The sequence below is a fragment of the Nocardia araoensis NBRC 100135 genome (genome assembly GCF_000308435.1).
Lineage (GTDB): Bacteria > Actinomycetota > Actinomycetes > Mycobacteriales > Mycobacteriaceae > Nocardia > Nocardia araoensis.
The window spans coordinates 70693-91379 of record NZ_BAFR01000107.1; the positions used below are offsets into that span (position 1 = coordinate 70693).

The 20687-nt window shown below is 69.2% G+C and carries 12 protein-coding genes (1 of these 12 running past the window's edge); 11 read left to right on the plus strand and 1 reads right to left on the minus strand.

Features of this window, described 5'->3' with window-relative positions; translation table 11 throughout:
- The 4 genes from ON21_RS13420 to ON21_RS13440 all read left to right on the plus strand — a co-directional run.
- On the plus strand, positions 1-8333 hold the 3' portion of the coding sequence (locus ON21_RS13420) for a thioester reductase domain-containing protein (protein ID WP_039798178.1). It extends 3625 nt beyond the left edge of the window; the window shows 8333 of its 11958 coding nt (coding positions 3626-11958); its start codon lies off the left edge, out of view; the stop codon is at positions 8331-8333.
- Positions 8330-10087 carry a thioesterase domain-containing protein gene (locus ON21_RS37095; protein WP_157170829.1) on the plus strand — a complete coding sequence of 586 codons (1758 nt, stop codon included), beginning with the start codon at positions 8330-8332 and terminating at the stop codon, positions 10085-10087. Before ON21_RS13420 ends, ON21_RS37095 begins: the two co-directional genes overlap by 4 nt.
- A gap of 15 nt (positions 10088-10102) precedes the next feature.
- Positions 10103-10519, plus strand: a complete 417-nt coding sequence (locus tag ON21_RS13435) for a cupin domain-containing protein (RefSeq protein ID WP_039798180.1) — start codon at positions 10103-10105, stop codon at positions 10517-10519.
- 130 nt (positions 10520-10649) lie between these two features.
- Entirely contained in the window at positions 10650-11375 is a 726-nt protein-coding gene (locus ON21_RS13440) for an NAD-dependent epimerase/dehydratase family protein (RefSeq protein ID WP_051020760.1), read from the plus strand.
- On the opposite strand, the gene ON21_RS13445 is transcribed toward ON21_RS13440, so the two are convergent.
- Positions 11353-12081, minus strand: coding sequence for a polyprenol monophosphomannose synthase (locus ON21_RS13445; RefSeq protein ID WP_051020761.1), 729 nt, complete (start codon positions 12079-12081; stop codon positions 11353-11355). The two genes, ON21_RS13440 and ON21_RS13445, sit on opposite strands and share 23 nt — an antisense overlap.
- A gap of 116 nt (positions 12082-12197) precedes the next feature.
- Here ON21_RS13445 and gmd point away from each other — a divergent pair, with 116 nt between their 5' ends.
- The 7 genes from gmd to ON21_RS13480 are packed head-to-tail and all read left to right on the plus strand — an operon-like array spanning position 12198 to position 20686.
- Positions 12198-13220, plus strand: a complete 1023-nt coding sequence (gmd, locus tag ON21_RS13450; RefSeq protein WP_039798181.1) for a GDP-mannose 4,6-dehydratase — start codon at positions 12198-12200, stop codon at positions 13218-13220.
- Positions 13217-14470, plus strand: coding sequence for a class I SAM-dependent methyltransferase (locus ON21_RS13455; protein ID WP_218004078.1), 1254 nt, complete (start codon positions 13217-13219; stop codon positions 14468-14470). The genes gmd and ON21_RS13455 overlap by 4 nt, the downstream gene beginning before the upstream one ends.
- Before the next feature lies 1 nt (position 14471).
- Complete coding sequence (locus tag ON21_RS13460) at positions 14472-15419, plus strand: GDP-mannose 4,6-dehydratase (protein ID WP_051020762.1); 948 nt, start codon at positions 14472-14474, stop codon at positions 15417-15419.
- 1 nt (position 15420) lies between these two features.
- The gene (locus ON21_RS13465; RefSeq protein ID WP_157170830.1) at positions 15421-16605 is read left to right on the plus strand and encodes a class I SAM-dependent methyltransferase; all 1185 of its coding nucleotides are present in this window, start codon (positions 15421-15423) and stop codon (positions 16603-16605) included.
- A 4-nt stretch (positions 16606-16609) separates the two neighbouring features.
- Positions 16610-17788, plus strand: a complete 1179-nt coding sequence (locus ON21_RS13470; RefSeq protein ID WP_039798182.1) for a nucleotide disphospho-sugar-binding domain-containing protein — start codon at positions 16610-16612, stop codon at positions 17786-17788.
- A gap of 55 nt (positions 17789-17843) precedes the next feature.
- Positions 17844-19412: a glycosyltransferase family 87 protein gene (locus ON21_RS13475; protein WP_039798183.1), complete on the plus strand. Its 1569-nt coding sequence runs from the start codon at positions 17844-17846 to the stop codon at positions 19410-19412.
- Complete coding sequence (locus ON21_RS13480) at positions 19409-20686, plus strand: flavin-containing monooxygenase (RefSeq protein WP_051020764.1); 1278 nt, start codon at positions 19409-19411, stop codon at positions 20684-20686. The genes ON21_RS13475 and ON21_RS13480 overlap by 4 nt, the downstream gene beginning before the upstream one ends.
- Position 20687: the final 1 nt, after the last annotated feature.

The window sequence follows — 20687 nt, forward strand, 5'->3', positions numbered from 1 at the left end:
CCGGGACACCGCTCGGCGATCCGATCGAAATCGCAGGATTGGCCGCCGCTTTCGGCAGATCCGGCGGCACCGGCCGCTCCCGCGCGCTCGGGTCGACGAAGTCGAACATCGGCCACCTGGAAGCGGCCGCGGGCGTCGCGGGCCTGACCCGGGTGCTGTTGCAGATGCGGCACGGCCGGATCGCGCCGACATTGCATGCCGCACAGATCAATCCGGCCATCGCGTTCAACTCGGTGCCGTTCCGCCTGCCGCGTGAGCTGGAGGAGTGGCCACGCCGCAGCGCCGACGGCGTCGCGGTCGCGCGGCACGCGGGCATCAGCGCGTTCGGGGCGGGCGGCGCCAACGCCCATGTGGTGCTCGCCGAGTTCGTCGACGACCGTGTTCGCCCGGTCGCCACCGGTGAACCCGAGATCTTCGTGCTGTCGGCGCGCACTCCGCAGCGGCTGCGTCACTACGCCGAGATCATGGCGCGGCACTTCCGCACCCTCGATCCCGCGGATTTCCTCGACGCGGTGCGTACTTTGCAAGTGGGAAGGCCCGCACTGGCCCACCGTCTCGCGGTGGTCGCGTCCTCGCCTGTCGAGGTGGCCGAGGCGCTCGACCAGTTCGGCACCGACCAGCTCGGCCCCGTGGTCACCGGCACCGTCGCCGCACACACCCGGCCACCGCTGTACGCGCCCGCGTCGGACGACCGAGAGCTGGCCAGGCAGTGGGTCACGGGCGCCGACGTCGACTGGTACGGACGCGGCGGACCGCGGCGCCGAATCCCGCTTCCCGGCTACCCGTTCGAGCGCACCGACTACTGGATCATCGCACCGCCGCGCTCGGGATTCGACGCCGCGGTGGAGCGCTTCGAAGCCTCCATCCGGGCCGCGGGCACGGTCGAGCCCGGTAAGACCGAACTCGGCCGCTACGCGGCGATGCTGCTGTTCGCCACCCTCGCCGACATGGGGCTCACACCGGGGGAGTGGACCGTGCCATCGCTGGACGCCCGCTTGGGCGTGCGGTCCGGATTCGACCGACTGCGCACCAGTTGCCTGGAGATCCTGCGGCGACACGGGCTGGTTCGCTGGCACGACGACCGGATCGAAGTGCCCGGCCCGCCACCCGGCACCGGCGGGATGCGCGCCGACCTGCTCGCGCGTTTCCCGGAGACCGAGCCGTATGTGGCCTTGCTCGACGCCTGTCTGGCCGCGTATCCGCGTGTACTGCGCGGAGAGCTGTCCGCGACCGAGGTGCTGTTCCCCGGCGGTCACCTCGAACTGGTCGGCGCGATCTATCGCGGCAACGCCGCCTACGACTTCACCAACGGCTTGCTCGCCGGATTGGTGTCGGCCGTGGCGCAGCGGCACGGTGAGACCCGGCCGGTGCGGATCGTGGAAGTCGGCGCGGGCACCGGAGGTTCCACGCACGCGGTGCTCGACGCGCTCGCCGAACGCGGGATCGCGTTCGACTATCACTACACCGACGTGTCGCACAGTTTCGTCGCGCACGGCCGACGCACCTTCGGTACGCGGTCGAACGTGCGGTTCGGAGTACTGGACATCGAGACGGATCCGGTCGCGCAAGGGTTTCCCGCGCACCAGGCCGATCTGGTGATCTGTGCCAACGTCCTGCACGCGACGCGATCGATCGACGCGACGCTGCGCAACGTCCGGCGGCTGCTCGCGCCCGGTGGCGTGCTCGCCTGCACCGAGGCGACCACCGACCTCGAGGTCCTCGCCCTGACGTTCGGGCTGCTGGACGGCTGGCACGCCTACCGCGATCCCGAGGTGCGTCTCCCGCACTCGCCGTTGCTGTCCGAACCGCAGTGGCGGGACGCCATGAGCGCGGCGGGTTTCTCCGGAATCCGTGCCTGGGGTCCCGGCCTGTCGGAGGACCCGGAGCCGAGTTTCCGAGTGCTGGCCGCGGTCAGCGCCACCACGCCGCCCGCCGTCGCCGAACCCCCGGCCGATGCGCAGCCCGCGGTCGCGCGAGTCGGCCTCGTCGATACCGGGAACCCGCCCGCCGGTGCGCGCCCGGAGGCGGAACCGGCCACCGTGAGCGGTGCAGCTGCCTTGGAAGCCGAGCTCGTCGCCCTCGTCGCCGAGGGCCTCGGTGTCGGGCGCGGCGAGGTGCGCGCGGAGCTGCCGCTGTCGGACTACGGCGTCGATTCCATTCTCGCGGTGAAGATCATCGACCGGGTCAACGCCCGCTACGGCTTGGCGCTGCGACCAACGGTGGTGTTCGACCACCCGTCGGTGCGGCTGCTCAGCAGGCACATGGCCGCACAAGGCGCTACGGCGAACGGCGGCGCGTCTGCCGTTCGCGGCGCACCGGCTCCCGCTCCGCGAACCGCCACCGCGCCGCCCGCACGGCCCAGCGAAAGGTCAACATCGATGGACATCGCCATCATCGGCATGTCCGGGCAGTTCCCGGGCGCGGCGAATCTCGAGGAGTTCTGGCGTGATCTCGCCGCCGGGCGGGACGCGGTGACCGAGATCCCCGCCGGGCGCTGGCCGATCGCCGACCATTTCCGTCCAGGACCGGCGACGCCGGGCAAGACCTACTCCAAGTGGGGCGGCTTCCTCGACGGCGTCGAGGAGTTCGATCCGGCGTTCTTCGACATGGTGCCCGCCGAAGCCGATTACATGGACCCGCAGCAGCGGCTGTTCCTGGAACACAGCTGGCTGGCCCTGGAAGACGCCGCCATCGACCCGAAGTCGTTGCGGCGCACCCGCTGCGGCGTCTTCGCCGGATCACCGGGGTCGGACTACGCCACCTTGCTGCGCAACCGCGGAACGGTCGGCTCCCATCACGTGTTCACCGGTAACAGCCCGGCCATCCTGCCCGCACGCGTGGCCTACCACCTGGATCTCACCGGCCCCTGCCTCGGGCTCGACACCGCGTGTTCCTCGGCGCTGGTCGCGTTGCACCAGGCCTGCCGCAGCCTCGCGGCAGGGGAGTCGGAGCTGGCGCTGGCGGGCGGCGTCGCGGTGTTCGTGACACCCGAATACCACCTGCTCGCCTCGTCGATGGGCATGCTGTCGCCGCGTGGCCGGTGCGCGAGCTTCGACGCCGACGCCGACGGTTTCGTGATCGCCGAGGGTGTCGGTGTGGTGGTGCTCAAGCCGTTGGCCGCCGCCGAACGCGACGGCGACCCGATCCACGGGGTGATCCGCGGGATCGGCGTCAACCACGACGGCCGCACCAACGGCATCACCGCGCCCAGCGTCCGCTCGCAGACCGAGCTGGAACTGGCGGTGTATCGCGACGGGCGGATCGATCCGTCCACCATCGGCTACGTCGAAACCCACGGCACCGGAACGCGGTTGGGCGACCCGATCGAGATCGAGGCGCTCACCGCCGCCTTCCGCGCCTACACCGACGCGGTCGGCGCCGTCCCGGTGGGGTCGGTGAAGTCGAACATCGGGCACGCGTCACACGCCGCGGGCATGGCGAGCCTGTTCAAGGTGCTGCTGGCCATGCGCGCCGGACAACTGCCGCCGTCGCTGCACGTCGCTTCGGTGAACCCGCTGCTGGGACTGGAGCAGTCGCCGTTCTTCGTCAACACCGAATTGCGCGCGTGGGACGGCGAGCCACGGCGAGCCGCGATCAGTTCCTTCGGTTTCAGCGGTACCAACGCGCACATGGTGGTCGACGGCGCACCGCTCGCAGCTGCCGCACGACGCGCGGCGCCCGGGGAACCGCAGGTGGTCGTGCTCTCGGCACGCAGCGCTACCAGCCTGTCGAAGATGGCGCGGACACTGCGCAGGCATCTGACCGGGCATCCGGAACTGTCGCTCGCCGACGTCGCGCGCACGCTCGCGGTCGGACGCACCGCGTTCGAGCATCGGCTCGCGGTGGTAGGGGATTCGGTGGACGCGATCGCGGTCCGGCTCGCCGCCTTCGCCGACGGCGACCGGCCCGCCGGGATCTACACCGGAACGACCGACGCCACCGCCGCGGACCGCGATGCGGCCACCGTGCTGGACGACCCGGTTGCGGTCGCACGGCAGTGGGTCGAGGGCGGGCACGTCTCCTACGCAGGCTGGGCCGATGCGGCCGCACGCCGTATCCATCTGCCCGGCTACGAGTTCGACCGGGAACGGTGCTGGGCACCGGACATCAGCGCTCCCTCATCCGAGCACACGGTTCTCGATTCGGCCACCGTCGGCGAAGCCCAGGGTCTCGCTGCGACGAAGCGCGCCGCAACCCCGTCGATCGGCACACCGCGAGAACCTGGTACCGCCACACGGGTGGCACCCGACGCGCCCGAGGTCGAGCCGGTATCCGACCGCTCTGCGGCCTTCGCGCGGACATCTGAAGGTTCGCCGGTACCCGCGAACCGGGCAACCGCTGCGCCTCAGGCCGGCAGCGCGTTCGAGAACGTCGCCGACGGCGAGGCTCATCGACTCGCGGCGCCCGTGTCACCGGACCCCGCACGGCGACGGCAGTCCGCCGAGACCTACCTCAAAGGTCTGCTCGCCGAATACTGCCGACTCGACCCGCAGCGGATCCGCACTCGAATCCCGTTGCAGGACTACGGCATCGACTCGGTCCTGATCAGCAAGATGAACGACCGGATGGAGACCGATTTCGGCCCGCTGCCGAGCACGCTGTTGTTCGAATACCAGACCGTCCGCGACCTCGCGGGCTATCTCGCCGACGAGCACGGGCCGCGCCTGGCGGTGGTCACCGCCGACCCGACGCCCGCGACGACCTCACCCGGCAGCACAACCCACCCGGTCACCTCCGAGCCCATCACGCCTGCCGAGCCTTCCTTCGCCGACACCGACGACGCCGAGGACATCGCCGTCATCGGCATGGCGGGCAAGTTCCCGATGGCGGGGGACATCGAGCAGTTCTGGGCCAACCTGATCGCCGGTCGCGACTGCATCGTCGAGGTTCCGCCGCAACGCTGGGACCATCGCGAATACCTGTCCGACGACCCCGACGAGCCGGGCACCACCTACGCGCGCTGGGGCGGATTCATCGACGACGTGGACAAGTTCGACGCCCGCTTCTTCGGCATCACTCCCAAGGACGCCGAGGAGATGGATCCGCAGCAACGGCTGTTCCTGGAAACCTCTTGGGCGGCCCTGGAAGACGCGGGGTACTCACCTGAGCGGGTGCGCCGTAGCGCCGCGGCGCGCGGCCTGCCCGATGCCGGGGTCTTCGCCGGCGTCGGCTACGCCGAGTACCAGGCGTTCGTCGGCGTGCCGATCTCGGGGTATTTCGCGGTGGCGAACCGGGTCTCCTACCACTTCGGCTTCACCGGCCCCTCACTCGCGGTGGACACGGCGTGCTCGGCGTCGCTGACCGCGCTGCATCTGGCCTGTGAGAGCCTGCGTCGCGGCGAGGCGGCCTACGCGCTGGCCGGCGGGGTGAACGTGTCGATTCATCCCGGCAAGTACCTGCTGCTCGGTTACGGCCGCTGGGCCTCCACCGACGGCCGCTGCCGGTCGTTCGGCGCGGGCGGCGACGGCTACGTGCCGGGCGAGGGCGTGGTCACGCTGGTGCTCAAACCGCTGCGGCATGCGCGCGCCGACGGTGACCGCATCCACGGCGTGATCCGGGGCAGCACGCTCAACCATGGCGGGCGCACCAACGGGTTCACCGTCCCCAACCCGGTGGCCCAAGCCGACCTCATCGGCCGGGCCCTCACCGCGGCCCGCGTCGACGCGGCCGACATCGGCTATGTGGAAGCCCACGGCACCGGTACCGCGCTGGGCGATCCGATCGAGATCGCGGCGCTCACCAAGGCCTATCGGCGCTCCACGGCCGAGCGCGGCTACTGCGGCATCGGCTCGGCGAAATCCAGTGTCGGACACCTGGAAGCGGCGGCGGGCGCGGCGGGCGTGGTGAAGGCGCTGCTGCAACTGCGCCACGACACCATCGCGCCGAACCTGCACAGCGATCCGCCCAACCCGGGAATCGACTTCGCGGCGACTCCGTTCCGCGTCGTCGACCGGCCCACACCGTGGCCGCGCCCCGGCGACGGCAAACCACGCATCACCGCCGTCAGTTCGTTCGGCGCGGGCGGCTCGAACGCCCACGTGATCCTCACCGACGCCGAAACCGTCGCGGCGACCCCGGAAGACGGGCGGCCGAGGATCGTGGTGCTGTCCGCCCGCGACGCCGACCGGCTGGCGGAGCTGGCCGCCCGCACCGCCGACCGGCTGCGCGATCACCCGCTGTCGCTGCCCGATGTGGCGTGGACGCTGGCGGTGGGCCGCGCCGCGTTCGAGCATCGCCTGGCGGTGGTGGCCACCTCGACGGCCGAACTGGTCGAATTGCTGGATAGCGCAGCCGATTCCAGCGCTCCCGCGCCTGCCGAGGGGTTGCTGGTGTTCCGCGGGGTGGCCCGCACCCACCGCGATCTCGACGAGTTGCCCGGCGAATCGGATGCCGACCGCGCCGAAGTGCGCGCACTGCTGCGGTCGGGCAATCTGCCCCGCGTCGCCGAGCTGTGGGCGGGCGGCTGGACCGTGGACTGGGAGCAGGGCTACGAGCGGCCGTTCGGCCGGATCGTCAGCCTGACCGGTTATCCGTTCGCCCGGCGCAGGTATTGGATCGTGCCGGAGGATTACCGCAGACGCACGGCGGCGACGCACGTGGTCGCGAAGACCGTGGTCGCGCAGGAGACCGAGTTACCGCAACCGGAGCAGCGCAACGGTCACTCGCCGAACGGCACAGCGCATCAAAACGTTCCGACCGCAGCGGAACTGACCGAAGCGCATCCCGCCGACGTCGCCGCACCGGCCGCCACCGCATCGGCCACCGATCTCGCCGCACCGGCCGCCACCGCGCCCGCCGCCGACGAATTCGACACCGGGCTACGCGACCGGCTGGCCGAGCACATCCGCGACATCTTCGCCGATCTGACCAAGACCGACCCGGCCGATCTCGACCTCGACGCGGAATTCGCCGACTTCGGCTTCGACTCGGTGGCCACCGTCCGGATGCTCAACCGGCTGATGAAGCACTACGACGTCAAGATCCCGGCGGAATCGACGGAGCTGTATCCGACGATCGCCTCGCTGTCGCACTACCTGGTGGCCGACGGCATCATCACCGGCGCGGCACACGACGACGCCCCGCGTCCCACCGCGGTCGCCGCGGCCACATCAGCTCAGCAGGACATCCCCGTGGTGACGATGGACGCCCCGATCCCGGTGCGATCGGTCTTCATCACCGGCGTGACCGGCGTGCTGGGCGGCAAGCTGCTGCACGATCTGCTCACCCGCACCGACGTGCGGGTGACCTGCCTGGTGCGCGGCGACACCGTGGCCGCGGCCGAGCGCCGGATCAGGCACTTCCTGAGCACCTACGACCCGGACGCGACCCTCGACGAGGCGTTCGCGCGACGCGTCACCACGGTGCTCGGCGACGTCTCCCTCGAACGGTTCGGCCTGGACGAGGTCACCTGGCGCCGCCTCGCCGAAGACGTGGACCTGACCATCCACGCCGCGGGCCGCACCACCTTGGTCACCTTCTACGACGCCCTGGCCCCGATCAACGTCGAAGGCACCCGTCGCGCGGTGGAATTCGCGCTGCGCTCCCGCGGCAAGTACCTGGTGTACGTGTCGAGCTTCAGCGCGCTGGGCGATCGGCTCAACTTCAACAATCCGCCGTTCACCGAACGCGATCTCGAGCTGGGCCAGGGCTACGACCATCTGCCCTACCAGCAGACGAAATACGAGTCCGAGAAGCTGATCCGGGCGGCGAGCGAGCGCGGATTGCTCTGGGACATCGTGCGCCCCGGCAACATCATGGGCGACAGCCGGACCGGCCGGTACCCGTTCTCCGAGGTCAGCGTCAAAGGCGCGTACTACGACATCCTCAAGACGATGATCGAGACCGGCGAGACGATGCTGACCCCGGTGCACTGGGATATCTCCCCGGTCGACTACGTCAGCGCCGCGATCGTGCACATTGCGGTGCACCGCCCCACCTATCGGGAGACCTATCACCTGACCAACCCGGACATCCGGCGCTACTACGACGTGGTCCGCTATGTGCAGCGCGCCGGGTACGAGGTGACGCTGGTGCCGCTGGAGGAATTCCACCGCAGGGCCACCGACCGGCAGATCTACCGGCTGGGCACCGACGAGGTCTACGACAGCCAGACCCTGGAGATGTTCAAGTACGGCATCGAGCTGTTCGGCACGATCCACTACGAGGAGAGCTCCTACGCCGATTGCGCCTACACCCGGCGGGTGCTCGGCGCGGCGGGCATCGACTGCCCGCCGACGGAGGACCTGGTGCGGGTGTACCTGGCGCATTGCGCCGAGGTGGGCTACATCCCCGCACCGCGCGGGGCGGAGCCGACCGCGGAGGTGGTGCGGTGAGGTGCACGATCGTCTTCCCGGGGCAGGGTGCGCAGCGCACCGGGATGGGGGCGGACTTCTGCGCCGAATTCCCGGTCGCGCGGGACACTTTCGCCGAGGCGAGCGCCGCGGTGGGCGAGGACCTGCTGCGGATCTGCGTCGAGCGGGATCCGCGGCTGCATCGCACGGAGTACACCCAGCCGTGCGTGCTGACCATGGAGATCGCCGCTTACCGGGTGCTGGTGCGCGAGTTCGGCCGGCAGCCGGTGGCTTTCGGCGGCCACAGTCTCGGTGAATATGCCGCGTTGGTCGCCGCGGGCGTCTTCGAACTCGCCGATGGGGTGCGGCTGGTGCGCACGCGTGGCGCGCTGATGCAGCGCGCGGTGCCGGAGGGCGCGGGCGCGATGGCCGCGTTGATCCTGCCGGACATCGCCGAGTCGGGGGTGGCCGACCTGGTGGCCGAGGCGGGTGCCGAGGTGGCCAACGACAATTCGACCGATCAGCTGGTGATCAGCGGTGAACGCGACGCTGTCGCGGCCGCACGCGTGGTGCTCGGCGAGCGTTTCCCGCAACTGCGGTTCGTCCCGTTGCGGGTCAGCGCACCGTTCCATTCCCGGTGGATGCGCGGCATCGAGGACGAGTTCGCCGAGCACCTGGCCGAGTGCGCGCCCCGCATGCGGCCCGAGCGCGCGGGGGCGGTGACCTCGAATTACACCGGGGAGTTCCACCGGCCCGGAACCCTCGCCCAGGATCTGGTCCGCCAGATCTCCGCCCCGGTGCGCTGGACGGCGAACATGCGAGCGTTGCTCCGCTCGGAGACACCCCGCTACGAGGTGGGTCCGTCCGCTCCGCTGTCGAAGTTCTTCGCGACGCTGGACGCCCCGGTGACCCGGATCGCGACAGTGGCCGACCTGCGTGCGCTAACGGCTCCGCCGGCCACCCCGAGAACAGCCCCGCTGGTCGCAGCGCAACCCCCGACAAGTATTCCGGCCGCGGTGACATCTGCGACGCAACCAGCCCCCGAGGCGCAAGGGCTGACAATCCATCGCAAGAGCGCCGCGCCGCCGAGCCTGCGTCTGTTCTGCTGGCCCTTCGCCGGCGGCAAAGCGGCGGCCTACACGCCGTGGCGGCGCCTGCTGCCCGACTGGGTGGAACTGTGCGTGCTCGAATTGCCCGCCCGCCAGCGGCATCTGGCGCAAACGCCGATCCGCCGCTTCCCCGACCTGGTCGAAGCCGCGCTGGCGCGCGTGCTGCCACTGACCGATCTTCCGTTCGCGTTCTTCGGCCACAGCCTCGGCGCGCTGGCCGCCTACGAGGTCGCCCGCCGCCTGCCCGACGGGATCGCGCCGCGGGCGCTGTTCCTCGGCGGCGCGGTGGCTCCGCATCTGCCCAGGCCGGGTCGCTTGTCGGAGCTACCGGATCACGAGTTCGTCGCGGCGGTCGGCCATTACGGCGGCATCCCGCCGGAAGTCCGCGAGACCCCGGAGGTGATGGCGCTGTTCCTGCCCGCGTTGCGCAGCGACTTCGAGATCTTCGACGACTACCGGTTCACCCCCGCCGCCGCGCCGTCGTGCCCGGCCCACCTGTTCGGCGGTCGTGACGACCGTCAGGTCGCGGCCACCCAATTGGAGGCCTGGCGCGACGTCCTGCCCGGACTGCGCTCCACCGAGCTGCTGCCCGGCGGCCACTTCTTCCTCGTCGAGCAGCGGGAAGCGCTGCTCGGCTCGCTCGCGGACAAGCTCACCGCTGTCCGCCCCGACGCGGTATCCGCCTGATGAAGGGATGCAGTAATGAAGGTCGAAGTCCTCACCCCGTCGTGCAACCTCGACACCGTCCGCGACGGGCGCGGCGGCATTTTCACCTGGGTCCCACCGGAGCCCCTGCTCGAGTTCAACCTGATCTACATGCACCCCGGCAAGGTGCGCGGGCTGCACTACCATCCGCACTTCGTCGAGTATCTGTTGTTCGTCGAGGGCAACGGTGTGCTGGTGACCAAGGACGACCACGAGGATCCGGACTGCCCCGAGGAGTTCATCCACGTGGGCAAGGGCATCTGCACGCGCACGCCGATCGGGGTGATGCACACCGTGTACTCGATCACTCCGCTGACGTTCGTCGCCATGCTCACCAAGCCGTGGGACGAGTGCGATCCGCCGATCGTGCAGGTGGCGCCGCTGCCGCACACGTTGGAAGGAAACGGCGCGTGAGCGGTGCGACCGGGAGACCCGGATACCGCCACGCCGGGAGACCCGCGGGCCCGGCCGCGCACGATGCGTGCCACCAGGAGCGTGCGGGGAGACGAAAGATCACCGCCGCGCACGTCGGAAAGGACGGGCGATGAGCCGATCACGTGTGGCAGTCATCGGCGCCACCGGATACGTCGGCGCCGCGCTGACCGAAGCGCTCGCCAGGAGCGCACAGTGGGATGTGGTGCCGGTGGGGCGGACCGATCACGAAACCCACCGCACCGCGGGCCGTTACGACGTGCTGATCAACGCCGCCTGCCCGTCGAAGCGGTTCTGGGCCGAGCAGCATCCCGGCGACGATCGCCGGGAGACGGTGGACAAGACGCGGCTGCTGCGCGAGCACTGGCGCTGGGACCGGTTCGTGCAGATCAGCAGCATCTCCGCGCGCACCCAGCTGGACACGGTGTACGGCCGCCATCGCGCGGAAGCCGAGCGGATGTGTTCGGGCGCGGAGAGTTTCGTCGTCCGGCTCGGGCCGATGTACGGCGGCGACTACCGCAAGGGCGTGCTGGCGGACATGGCCGCCGACCGTCCGGTGTTCGCCAGCGGCCGCTCCCGGCAGAGTTTCGCCCCGGTGGACTGGTGCGCCGGCTGGATCGCCGCCCACCTCGAGGACACCGGCCTGCGTGAGGTCGGCGCACGCACCACCGTGACGCTGGCCGAGGTGCGCGACGCGGTCGGCTCGGGCTCGCAGTTCGCCAAAGACTTTGTCGACGACCAGTTCCCGATCACCGCAACCGGCCCGGACTGGCCGGACGCGGCGGCGGTGATCGACTGGCTGGCCGGGCGGAGGGTCAGCGGTGCGCGGGCGAGTTGACGCGGTGCCTGCCGGGGCGCAGGTACTTCTCCGCGCACAGCACCAGCAGGAAACGCACGCTGGTCGCGACATCGCGGGTGCGCATCTTGGATGCGCCCGCGGTGCGGTTGAGGACGTGGATCGGCACCTGCTCGATCCGGTAACCATTGGCGGCGAGGATGTAGAGACTTTCGAAGAAGAAGGAGTATCCGGTCGAACGGACGCGATCGAAAGCCGCCACCGGAACCGTATCCAGCCGGTAGTATCGGAACGCGCCGGTGGCGTCGTAGGGCATCCGCAGCAGTGTCACGGTGAGAAAATGCCCGACCCGGGTGAGTACCTTGCGGAAGGGAGTCCAGTCGGCAAGGCTGTCCTCTTTCAGATAGCGCGATCCGACCACGATGTCGAAACCGTCGGAAGCGGCGCGCAATGCCGGAAGGTACGACGGCGGATGCGCGAAATCGGAATCCATCGTGATGATGTGCGCATATCCCTGCGCGTATGCCCAGCGGATACCGGCCTGATGTGCGGAGCCGACGCCCTGACGTCCGGCCCTGTGCAGCACATGGATGCGGGGCGCGTGCTGTCGGGCCAGCTCATCGAGGAGTTCACCGGTGCCGTCGGGGGAGTTGTCGTCGACGAACAGGACATCGAAATCGGTGCCCTGTTCCAGGATCTGAGCGAGCAACGGGCCCACGTTGCGACGCTCGTTGTACGTCGGAATCATTACCAGAGTTTTTTCGGAGGCCGCGCTCATGCAATCGAATTCTAATACCGGCGGCGACCGAAAGATAGGTATTGCCCGCCATTTGACGACCCGTTAGTCTCGGGGTTGGAGGTTTGATGAGAAAGGCGCTGATAACCGGCATCACCGGCCAGGACGGGTCTTATCTGACAGAATTCCTGTTGCAGCAAGGATATGAGGTGCACGGGATTGTCAGGCGTGCGTCGAATTTCAATACCGACCGCATAGACCACCTGTATTCCGATACCCATTCCCAACGCCGGCTGTTTCTGCACTACGGGGATCTGATGGATTCCAGCAGTCTCAACCGGATTCTCGAGGACGTGCGCCCGGCGGAGATCTACAACCTGGGCGCGCAGTCGCACGTGCACATCTCGTTCCAGATCCCGGAGTTCACCGCCGAGACCAACGCGATCGGCACGCTGCGCATCCTGGACGCCATCCGCAAGACCGGCATCGCGACCCGGTTCTACCAGGCTTCGTCCTCGGAGCTCTACGGCGGGCTGCACGACGTGGCGCTGAGCGAACAGACACCGTTCCATCCGCGCTCGCCATATGCCGTGGCGAAGCTCTACGCGTACTGGATCACGGTGAACCACCGCGAGGCCTACGGGATGTACACCGTCAACGGCACCCTGTTCAATCACGAATCACCGCGGCGGGGTGAGGTTTTCGTGACCCGCAAGGTCACCCGCGCCGCGGTGCGCATCGCACAGGGCAAACAGGACAAGCTGTTCATCGGCAATCTGGACGCCCGCCGGGACTGGGGATACGCCAAGGAGTACGTCGAGGCGATGTGGCTCATGCTGCAACAGCCCGAACCCGACGACTACGTGATCGCCACCGGCGAGACGCACAGCGTGCGCGAGCTGTGCGAGAAGGCCTTCTGGGCCACGGGCGTCGAATTGATCTGGGAAGGAGACGGTTTGGAGGAGAAGGGGATCGACCGGCGGACCTCGCGGGTGCTGGTGGAGGTCGATCCGGCCTATTTCCGCCCCGCCGAGGTGCATCATCTCACCGGTGACCCGAGCAAGGCGCGCGAGAAGCTCGGGTGGCAGCCCCGCACGAGTTTCACCGAACTCGTCGAGTTGATGGTCGCCCACGATATGGAGAACGCGTGACGCAAGCAGTGGCGGTGCAGGGTTGCCGGGTGTGCGGCAACACCCGGCTGGAGACGGTCGTCGACCTCGGCACGATGGCGTTGACGGGAGTGTTTCCGGCCACCGATCCGACCGAGGTGCCGCGCTACCCCTTGGAGTTGGTGCGCTGCGTGCCCGAAGGCAGCGAGGAATGCGGGCTGGTGCAGTTGCGCCACACCGCGGATTTCGGCGAAATGTATTCGCCCGGTTACGGATACCGCTCCGGGCTGAATCGATCGATGATCGAGCACCTCGCCCACCGGGTGGACCGGATCCGGCAGCGGGTGCCGCTGTCGCCCGAGGACGTGGTGATCGACATCGGCAGCAACGACGCGACGTTGCTGCGCGCCTATCCCGAAGGGTCGGCGACGATCCTGGGCATCGACCCGCTGGGCGAGAAGTTCCGCCGGTTCTATCCGCCGCACGTACAGCTGGTGACCGGCTACTTCACCCCCGAACTGGCCGATTCGGTGCTCGAGGGGCGGCGCGCCAAGGTGATCACCTCGATCGCCATGTTCTACGACGTCCCGCGCCCGCTGGAGTTCATGCGCGCGGTGTACGACAGTCTCACCGACGACGGCATCTGGGTGCTGGAGCAGAGCTATCTGCCCGCGATGCTGGCCACCACCTCCTACGACACGATCTGTCACGAGCACCTCGAGTACTACACCCTCGACCAGATCGAGTGGATGGCGCGGCGGTGCGGATTCGTGGTGCTGGAGGTGGAACGCAACGCCGTCAACGGCGGCAGCTTCGCGCTCACGCTGGGCAAGCAAGGGGTTGCCTCGCCTGCCGATGCCGCCGCGCTGGACCGGATGCGGCAGGAGGAGTCCGCGCTCGGCCTGCACACCCCGCAGCCGTACGCGGAATTCGCCAAACGGGTCGACCAGCATCGCGAACAGGTCCGGGAGTTCTTCGACCGCTCCCGCAAGGCCGGTCTGCGCACGCTCGGCTACGGCGCCTCCACCAAAGGCAACGTGGTGCTGCAGCACTGCGGGATCGGGCCGGAGGATCTGGCGTGCATCGCGGAGGTCAACGACGACAAGTTCGGCAAGTTCACTCCCGGCAGCGCGATCCCGATCGTGTCCGAGGAGCAGGCGCGGGTGCTGGCGCCCGACCAGTTCTTCGTGCTGCCCTGGCATTTCCGCACCATGATGCTGGAGCGGGAGAGCGCATTCCGCGCGGCGGGCGGGCGGCTGGTGTTCCCGCTGCCGGAACTGGACGTGGTGTGAGATGACCGTCGTCGTCACGGGCGCGGCCGGGCAGGACGGCACGCTGCTGTCGGACCTGCTCGCCGCGCGCGGCAAGCGTGTGCTGCGCATCGGCCGAGACGGCCCGGTCGACATCACCGACGCCGCGGCGGTCGAGGAACTCGTGGCCGCCGAACGCCCCGAGCAGGTCTACCTGCTGGCGGCCGTGCAGCACTCCTCGCAGGACGACCACGGCGACCCGCACGAGCTGGCCCGCGCCTCGCACCGGGTGAACACGCTGCCGGTGCAGCATTTCGCGGAGGCGATCGACCGCCACCGCACCGGCACCCGCCTGTTCTACGCGGCCTCGTCGCATGTCTTCGGCTCCGACGGCGACGCGGTGTGCGACGAGAACAGCGGGCTGCGGCCGGATTCGATCTACGGCGTGACGAAAGCGGCGGGCCTGCTGGCCTGCCGCGCCTATCGGGCCCGCGGCGTCTTCGCGGCGGCGGGAATCCTGTTCAACCACGAATCCCCTTTGCGTGCGGAGAAATTCGTCACTCGCAAGATCGTGCGCGCCGTCGCACGGATCCAGCGCGGCGAGACCGGCGCGGTGGAGGTGGGCAGGCTGGACGCGGGCGCCGATTGGGGATTCGCGCCCGACTACGTCGAGGCGATGACGCGGATCATGGCGCTCGACGAGCCGGACGAGTTCGTCGTCGCCACCGGCGAACACCACACGGTCGCGCAGTTCTGCGCGGCGGCGTTCGGCATGGCCGGACTGGACTGGAACGACCATGTCCGCGAACGATCCTCGGTGCTCACCCGCAGCGGGCGGGCGCGGGTGGGTGAGGCGAGGAAGTTGCGCGAGCGGACCGGGTGGCGCCCTTCGGTGGATTTCCACGGCATGGTGCGGGCCATGCTCGTCGCCGAGGGCGCGCGCCTGGTGGAGCAATCGATGCCGGTACGCACCGGCGGAACGGATGGATGACGTGACCCTGAACGACGAGAATGTCCTCGCCGCCCACTTGATCTCCGTCGCCGACGGCGTCCCCGAGGAGACCGCAGCCCGGATCGGCGAGATCGGCACCGAGACCGTCGCCGACGCGGTGCTGAAGGAGATCGCCTGGCGCGCGGGCTTCGGCACCAGGCCGGGACAGCCGGTGACCGCGGTGTTCGAACTGACCCACGAGGGTAAACAGCTCGACTACCTGGTCACCTTGGGCGCCGACGATCCCGCGATCGCGCCGGGCACCCTGGAGGATCCGTGGCTGGTGGTGCGCCAGGACCTGGTGGAGTTGCTGCGCGCGGTCTACGGACCACCCGACGCAGCCCTCGGCACCCGCGCCATCACGATCAAGGACGAGCCGGGGCCGGGCAGTTTCGCCCCCGACGACCCGTGGCGACTGGCCCGCGACGCCGCCGCCGTGGCCGCCGACCGCATCGTCACCGCGTGCCGTCCGCACCACTACGACCTCAACGCGCTGTCGCTGCACTTCGGTTCGGACAAATGGGGCGGGCACTGGTACACCCAGCACTACGAGCGGCATTTCGCCGCGCTGCGCGACAGCCGCGTGCGCATCCTGGAACTCGGCATCGGTGGATACACCGCACCGGATGTCGGCGGCGCGTCGCTGCGGATGTGGAAACAGTACTTCCGCCGCGGCCTGGTGTTCGGGCTGGACTACTTCGACAAATCCGGCATCGCCGAGCCGCGCCTGCAACCGCTGCGCGGCGACCAGGGCGATCCGGCTTTCCTCGACGGCCTCGGCAGCGCGCTGGGCCCGTTCGACATCATCATCGATGACGGCAGCCACATCAGCGGCGACGTGATCGCCTCGTTCGGTGCGCTGTTCGCGCATCTGCGGCCCGGCGGACTGTACGTGGTGGAGGACACCCAGACCTCCTACTGGTCGGGCTGGGGCGGAAGCAGCACCGCGACCGACGATCCGGCCACCAGCATCGGTTACCTGAAAACCCTGGTGGACGCCCTGCACCACCAGGAATTCGAGAAGGAATCCGGCCGCGCGGCAGGCGCTTTCGACGATTGGATCGGAGCGCTGCACTTCTACCACAACATCGTGGTGATCGAAAAACGCCGCAATGCCGAGCAATCGGCTCCATCATGGGTGCCTCGGCACACCAATCCGATGGAGTGGATGAAGCCGAAGGAGTGATCGGATGAAGTTTCTAGTCGTGCCGGTGCCCTCGTCGGGCCACCTGCTGGCGATGGTTCCGTTCTGCTGGGCGCTGCGACTGGCCGGCCACGAAGTGCTGGTCGCCTCACGCGACGACGTGACGGCGACGGCGCTGCGCTCGGGGCTCAACGCCGTCGAGGTGACCGCGCTGAACGTGCCGATGGACCAGTTGCGCACCGAGGTGAATCCGGGCATGTTCCCACTGCCGCTGTTCGCCGACCGCGACCGGTCCAGCGGGCAGGGCCTGTGGCAGATCGCCGCGCAGAACTGGCACAACCACGCCCGCCAATACCTCGAGACGTTCGCCGCGGTGGCCACCGATTGGGGCGCGGAGGTCATCCTCACCGACCCGCTGGCCACCATCGGCCGTGCGCTCGGCGCGGAACTGGATCTGCCGGTCCTGGTGCACCGCTGGGGGATCGACCCCACCGGCGGACCCTTCACCGACCGCACCGCCGCACTCGCCGACGAGGCGGGCACCCGGTTGGCCGAACCCGTCGCCGTGCTGGACATCTGCCCGCCGCGGCTGCAAGCGCCCGACGCTCCGGCGGGCACTCGGCTGGGCTACGTCCCGTTCAACGGCACCGGCGTGCTGCCGCCGTGGCACCGCACCGAGCACGGCCGCACAAGGATCGCGGTCTGCATGGGCGGCAGCACACTCGGCCTGACCGGGCCGCGGCCGTTGGAGTCGGTGCTCGCGGCGCTGGCCGACATCGACGACGCCGAGGTCGTCGTCGCGCTGTCGGCACCCGACCGGGCCACCGTCGGCGAGCTGCCCGACCACGTGCGGGTCGTGGAAGAGGTTCCGCTGAACCTGTTCCTGCCCGAGTGCGATCTGCTCGTGCACCACGGCGGTTCGACCACCGGCCTCACCGCGGGCTGGTTCGGGCTGCCGCAACTGGTGCTGCCGCAGATGTTCGACCAGTTCGACTACGCCAGGGGCCTGGTGCGCAGCGGAGCCGGGCTGGCCGCCGAAACCCCCGCCGCGCAAGGCGACGTCGAGGCGCTCGCCACCTCGATCCGCACGCTGCTGCGCGAACCCCGCTTCCGCGCCGCCGCCGAGCAGATCGGCGCCGACCTGCGCGCCGCGCCCGCACCGGGCGACGTGGTGTCCCAGGTTGTTCCGCTGCTGGGCGAGCACGCCGGAGCAGCGACCAGATAGACCGTCCGCGCGGCCCGAACCGGGCGACGCGGGAACCGAAAGCCGTAGGTTGCAGATGATATCCAGGACATGGACCAGGTTCCGTGGTTCGCTCGACTACTACGCCGCGATGTACGCGGTGTTCGTCGTCGGCATTCTCGTCCCCGTCGTGATGATCGTGCTCGCGCTCACCGGCCTACCGGGGCCCGTGACCGCCGCGCTCGGCCTGGTGTGCGCGGCGGTGTTGTTCGTACTGTTCGTTCCGACGGTGCCCGCCGAGTGGCGGGAGGTGGTGCGCAGCAAACCGATCGTCGTGCGGGTGCTGTGGACCCTGGTGATCGTGCTCGTGGTCGCGGTCCTGGCCCGGTTGACGCAGTTCATTCTCGACGCCGACAACGTCGACGCCTCGCTGTCGGCCGACGACGACTTCCTGGTCAAGAAGACCCACCTGTCCGGCTACATCAGCGGCGCGCTCATGGCCGAACACGACCCGGCGAGTCTCTACGACCGCCACCGCTACGAGTCGCCGCAGGCGGATTCGATCCTGCCCGCGGTGACTCCGCAGGATCGCGACGCCTACCTCTACCCGCCGCCGTTCCTGCTGCTGCCGCGGTTGCTGCTGCTGTTCAGCCATGACTTCGCCACGCTGCGCGCGCTGTACTACTCGCTGTACGTGGCGATCGTCCTGGTGGCCATGTTCGCCATCGCCCGCTGGATCGGCGGCAGGCAGGGCGCGGTGCTGGCGGCGCTGACCCCTGTGGTGTGGATCAGCCTGCCGACGCTGGCGACCTTGCAGATCGGCAACATCCACGTGCTGGTGTTGTATGTCGGCGGTGTGGGCGCCATGGCGCTGTTCCATCTGCGGCGCAATATTCTCGGCGGCGCGGCGCTGGCGTTCGCGATCGTGGCCAAGGTGTCCCCGGCGATCCTGCTGGTCTATCTGCTGGTCCAGCGACGCTGGCGTCCCGCGGCCTGGACGGCCGTGTTCGGCGGTCTGTATTCGCTGGCGACGCTGGCGATCTTCGGCTGGGAGCCGTGGCGGCAGTTCCTGTCCGACGGTACCTGGCAGCGGCTGGCCAGCGGGGAGTTCCACCAGTTCGTGCTCGTCGAACGGGCCAACCAGCTGGTCAACTATTCACCGTTCGGGCTGCCCTACAAGGCCAACATCATCGGCTGGGACATCGGCGATCCCGTCGGGCCCGCCCGCGTGATCACCAACGTCTACACGCTGCTGTTGCTGATCCTGGTGGCGGTCACCGCCATCCGCATCCACCGACGGCTGTCGGCGGGGGCCGAAGGACCGCGGGTGCGCGCCGAGCAGCTGGCCATCTGGCTGGCGGTGCTGACGCTGGCGTCGTTCCGCGCGCCGTTCGGGCCGTGGGTGTACATCGCGGTGGGCGCGGTGTGGATGCTGGCGGTGTACGCGGGGCTGATGCGCGGCGGCAAACGCACCGTCGCCCTGCTCACCGTGGCGTGGCTGATCATCGCGGTCTACAACGAGAACGTCTGGTTCACGCTGGTTGCGCAGACGGTGATCTACGTCGCCTGCTTCCTCGTGGCCTGGCGGGCGAGCGCGGGCACCGAGTCGGAACCCGCGCCGCCGCAGGAGGACTCCGCCCAGACGGAACGGGTCGGCGCGGCATGAGCACCTATTGCGTGATCGGCGCGGGCGCGGCCGGTCTGGCCACCGCGCGCGAGTTCGCCGCGCACGGCCTGGATTTCGAGGTGCTCGAAGCGGCCGACGGGATCGGCGGGATCTGGGATGCACGACGCCAGGACTCGCCGGTCAGCCGCAACACCCATGTGATCGCTTCCAAAGGCGTGCAGGCGTTTTCGGGATTCCCGATGCCCGAGGACTACCCCGATTATCCCGGGCACGAACTCGTGCTGGCCTACCTGCACTCCTACGCCGACGCCTTCGATCTGTGGCCGCGCATCCGGTTGAACACCGCGGTGCAGCGCGTCGTACCCGGCGATGACGGCTGGGTGGTGACGCTGGGCGACGGGTCCGAGCGACACTACGCGGGAGTCGTCATCGCCACCGGCCACGACCGCACCCCGCGACGCATCGACATCCCCGGCTCGGGCACGGTGCCCGTGCTGCACTCGAGCGAATACCGCGAGCCCGAACAGGTGCTCGGCAAGCGCGTGCTGGTGATCGGGGCCGGGCAGTCGGCGGCCGACATCCTGTCCGACTGCGCGGTCAACGCCGCGCTCACCCTGCACAGCAGCAGGCGCGGGTTCTATTGCATGCCCAAGTACATGCTGGGCCGCCCCACCGACAGCATGCTCCAGGGCCGGATGTGGCGGCCGCTGCGCAAGCGGGCCTTCGAGCGGCTGTTCTCCTACCTGCGGGGCCGCTCCCGCACGTTCGGGCTGCCGGTGCCGGATTTCGCCGAGGGCATCGTCATCCCGATGCTCGGCGACCAGCTGCACCACCACTACACCCACGGCGACATCACCCCCAAACCGGACGTCACCTCGATCGACGACGACCGGGTGACCTTCGCCGACGGCACCGAGGAGAAGGTGGACCTGGTGGTACTGGCCACCGGGTTCGTGCCGAACTATCCCGTCGTCGACCGAACTCTGCTGAACTGGCCGGACGGCAGCCTCCGACCGGGCTTGTATCTCAACATCTTTCCGCCGCACACCCGCGACCTGTTCGTGGTCGGGATGGTGCGGCCGATCGGCTCGCACTGGGACGTCTACGAGAAACAGGCCGAGCTGGTCGCCGAATATCTCCGCGCCAAGGCGAGCGATCCCGGGCGGGTCGAGCGTTTCGACCGCGCCACCCAGGGCCCGCAGCCCGACCTGTACGCCGGGCTGCGGCTCTACCACGCCGACCAGTACCCGCTGGTGGTGGAGAAACAGGACTACGTGAACCAGCTGCGCAAGCACGCCAAGCTCTTGAAGTGAA